This window comes from Lentisphaerota bacterium (assembly GCA_016873675.1).
Classification (GTDB): Bacteria; Verrucomicrobiota; Kiritimatiellia; order RFP12; family JAAYNR01; genus VGWG01.
The window spans coordinates 1-3,018 of the sequence record VGWG01000188.1; the positions used below are offsets into that span (position 1 = coordinate 1).

6 protein-coding genes are annotated in these 3,018 nt (G+C 63.6%); all 6 read left to right on the forward strand.

Annotated elements, in window-relative coordinates:
* Positions 1-2: 2 nt before the first annotated feature.
* Positions 3-266 (forward strand): helix-turn-helix domain-containing protein, encoded by a 264-nt coding sequence (locus tag FJ222_12475; GenBank protein ID MBM4165237.1) that lies wholly within the window; start codon positions 3-5, stop codon positions 264-266.
* Positions 263-922: a hypothetical protein gene (locus tag FJ222_12480; protein ID MBM4165238.1), complete on the forward strand. Its 660-nt coding sequence runs from the start codon at positions 263-265 to the stop codon at positions 920-922. Before FJ222_12475 ends, FJ222_12480 begins: the two co-directional genes overlap by 4 nt.
* A gap of 246 nt (positions 923-1,168) precedes the next feature.
* Positions 1,169-1,654, forward strand: a complete 486-nt coding sequence (locus FJ222_12485; GenBank protein MBM4165239.1) for a hypothetical protein — start codon at positions 1,169-1,171, stop codon at positions 1,652-1,654.
* Positions 1,648-2,475, forward strand: a complete 828-nt coding sequence (locus tag FJ222_12490) for a hypothetical protein (GenBank protein MBM4165240.1) — start codon at positions 1,648-1,650, stop codon at positions 2,473-2,475. The genes FJ222_12485 and FJ222_12490 overlap by 7 nt, the downstream gene beginning before the upstream one ends.
* A gap of 62 nt (positions 2,476-2,537) precedes the next feature.
* Complete coding sequence (locus FJ222_12495; protein MBM4165241.1) at positions 2,538-2,732, forward strand: hypothetical protein; 195 nt, start codon at positions 2,538-2,540, stop codon at positions 2,730-2,732.
* Between the two features lie 46 nt (positions 2,733-2,778).
* Positions 2,779-3,018, forward strand: a 240-nt coding sequence (locus FJ222_12500) for a DNA adenine methylase (protein MBM4165242.1), incomplete at its 3' end; no start/stop codon positions are given.

Below are 3,018 nucleotides of genomic sequence, written 5' to 3' on the forward strand. Positions count from 1 at the left end.
ATCTGCCAGCGCCGGCGCGATCTGTTTTGCCCCGATTGTGTCCGCAACTGCTCGCAGCAAGGCACGCCGTTATGAGCCTAGACCGCCACTACACTCAATCCCAGGCGGCGCGGTTGCTCGGGGTGTCAGTGTCCACGATCCGCCGGCATGTGCGCCGCGGCCGGCAGACTCAGGGCCGTGAGGGCATTTGGCCGGTTGCCACGATCTCGGGGCAACTCAGACTGATTCCGGAACGTGCGCTGCGGCGCTGGGTGACGCAAGCGTGAGTACCGATACCCTCTTCGATCTTGACCAGTACATCGCCGAAGCCGTGCGCCTGCCGACTGCGGCGGGGCATTTTACGGGTGAACTGCTGGCGGAACGGGAGCCGGCCAAGTATGCCGCTGCGGTGAGGCTTGTGGCGGCTGGTTTACCACGTATTCAGATCGCATCCACTCTTCACATCTCGCATCACACGCTGCTCGCCGTGATCCGCCGCGAAGGCGCCGCCATAGCCCAGGAGAAAGAAAGGCTCAAGCGGTTGGCCCTGTACGGTGCCGGCCTCTGCATGGAATCGATCCTCGATGACCTGGCGGACGAGGAGAAGCGCGCCAAGATGCTGCCGCGCGACAAGGCGTGGATCGCTGGCGTCCTGACCGACAAGGGCCTGGTCCTCGGTGGCGATGCGACCGTGATCCATGAAATCCGGTCGGCGCCGGATCACGAGGCGTTCAACCGTGCGATCGAGGCCGAGGGTGTCGAGGTCGGCCCGGCGGCAACCGGTTTAGGTGGGGAGACGCCCGGGCAAAAAGGGAGCGTGGAGCCGGGCGCCGACGAGCTGGCGGCGGTCGTCGAGGCGCCGAGCGGAGTGCCCGCGGCGCCGGCCGCGAGGCTGCTGACCGCGGGCCAGGTGCCGGCGATCGAGGGGGCAAAACATGATTAGCAGTCAGATCGGTTCGGCCCGATTCCACGCAGAAACGCGCGGGTGGGCGTCCGTGATGCCAGTCCTGATGCCAGTCGCCTCCCGATTCTCCCGCCTCGGGCGGTCGTCGAGGTCCGCGGTCGGCGTGGCGATCGGGCGCCTGGTCGGGCCTGCCCCCAGGGGGGGAGGGGGTCGCGCGCGGCCGGGGGCGGGGGGCCCGACGTGATGATGGATGCCCTCGCAGAAATTTTGTGAAAGGGGGTTCCCATGTACGTTCACGTCGAAAGGGAGGTGGCGGAGAAGCTGGGGTTGTCCCGGGCAACGATCCGTGCGGTCCGCGAGAAGGTGCTGGTCCGCGGCAGGGATTACGACCTGGAGGGTGGCGCCGTGAAGTACACGGATGCGGGACTGCAGAGAGTGGAGTTGGAGGTGGGTGCGAAAACCGCCGCGCCCAGCACCACGCCTTCCCCTGCTGAAAACCGCCGCGGGGGGGAGGGGCAGGATAGCCCCCCCCCTGCTTCGAAGGCGCCAGAGGGCACGCTACGTGATGATTTTTCTCCGCAGGAGGCCGTTGTGGTCCGGGGGTTCAGAAATCTGCGCCTGATTCAAGCTGAGATCGCCGGCCGCCTGGTGCGGGTGCGGGTGCGGAACAGTGTGAATTTCGTGAAGGGCATGCGGATCCCGGTCCGCCTGCTGAACGGAGACCTGTACGAGCTGGCGCGGCGGTGTCCGCGCTGGAGGGGTAGATGGTGAGAAAGGCTGACGACGAGAAGATCGAGGGATGGATCTGCCTGCATCGTAGTCTGCGGAAGCATCCGCGCTACGAGCAGTCGGCGTGGGTTCGCGTATGGGTGGATCTACTCCTGCACGCCCAGCACGCACCAACCCCCACCAAGTTTGGAGGGAAGGTGATCATTCTTCAACCTGGGCAACTCGTGACGGGAAGGAAGGCGACGGCAAAACGCCTCGGCCTGAATGAATTTCGCGTGGAGCGAATTCTCACAACGATGGAAAACGAACATCAGATTGCACAAGAGAAAACTCACACAAGTCGTTTGATCACAATCCTCAACTGGTGCGAGTACCAACACACCGCACAACCGAGTGCACAACCACCGCACAACCACCGCACAACCACCGCACAACCACCGCACAACCACCGCACACTTCTTAACAATGTTAACAATGAGAAGAATGGGAACAACGACAACACCGGGCGCGGCGCGGGTGAGGAGGATGCTGCTTTTCGGATCCTGATGGGATGTCCTTCGTTGGCCGGGATGAGTTACGAGCAGTACCGGCTGGTCAGGAGAGGGTACGAGGCGGCGTCGGTGAAGATTGACTGGCAAGCGGCGGCCCGGGCGGTGGTGGAGGACGCTGGCCTGGAGCCGGAGCCGATCTGGAAACCGGCACTGTTCTTGAAGTCTCGTCTGGGTCTATTTGTGAGGGAGGTGGAGCGAAAAAATACCCGCGCCGCGGACGAGGAGGGGCGATGGGAGGCGCCGCAGGATGCGCGTCTGCTGGCGATGAGGGCGGCGGCAAAACGAGGTTCCGATGGAGGGGAACAGAAGTGAAACAGAGTCGCGTGGGTGGATATGCCCCGGTTGCGGGGCGCGGAGTGAGGTGAGACTGACGCATGAAACTGCTGACTGACTTTGACCCGATGCCGTGGGGGAAGCACAAGGGAGTGCTGATGCAGGACGTGCCCGCATCGTATCTGCACTACTTGTGGATTACGGGCAAAGAGCATGACAAGCAGTGCCCAGTTGCGGCGTACATCCGGCGTAACCTAGCCGCGCTTCAACAGGAGCACCCCGATGGCATCTGGTAACGCCACAAGCGGCGAAATGAGACGCCATGAAGTAGAGCAATGACACATGATCTCCCTGATACCATACATCGGCGGAAAGCACCGAATCTCGGGCGTCGTCGCGGGACACCTGCGCGCCTCTGGCTGCGACACACTCGTTGACGTGTTCGGCGGATCAGCGGCGGTCACGCTCAACGCGGGATTCACGAAGCGGATCTACAACGACGCCGACGGGGATCTGGTCAACCTCTTCCGCGTCATCGCAGATCCGGCCACCCGGGCGCCGTTGCTTCACCGGCTGCGCTGG

Excerpts from the sequence above, each read along its gene's own strand:
- FJ222_12485 (MBM4165239.1), top strand. The coding sequence starts at position 1,169 with ATGTACGTTCACGTCGAAAGGGAGGTGGCGGAGAAGCTGGGGTTGTCC.
- FJ222_12490 (MBM4165240.1), top strand. The coding sequence starts at position 1,648 with ATGGTGAGAAAGGCTGACGACGAGAAGATCGAGGGATGGATCTGCCTG.
- FJ222_12495 (MBM4165241.1), top strand. The coding sequence starts at position 2,538 with ATGAAACTGCTGACTGACTTTGACCCGATGCCGTGGGGGAAGCACAAG.